Annotated in this window: 1 protein-coding gene; it reads right to left on the bottom strand. The window is 55.6% G+C overall.

All coding sequences use genetic code 11. The annotated features are described in order from the left end of the window. Window positions 1–234: response regulator (locus AF337_RS17315; protein WP_152971116.1), on the bottom strand; the 234-nt coding region annotated here is incomplete at both ends.

Below are 234 nucleotides of genomic sequence, written 5' to 3'. Positions count from 1 at the left end.
CCATTTTTCCTGGACGACATCAGCAAGCTGGCGTCCGCTCATCTGCGGCATGACGATATCGGTGAAGATCAAATCGACTGCCGGATTTTCTTCGAGCAACAGAAGCGCCTCTATGCCGCTTGCCGCCTGCAATACGGTGTAACCGAGTTCATGCAGGCTTTCGGCCGTCATGGTGCGGACGTGCTCGTCGTCTTCCACCACCAGGATCGTATCATTGACGCTGCCGTGAGGAAT

This window comes from Rhizobium ecuadorense, from assembly GCF_001187535.1.
GTDB classification, from domain to species: Bacteria; Pseudomonadota; Alphaproteobacteria; order Rhizobiales; family Rhizobiaceae; genus Rhizobium; species Rhizobium ecuadorense.
Note: the sequence above shows the minus strand (reverse complement) of the source record. Positions and strands in the feature narration are given on the sequence as shown.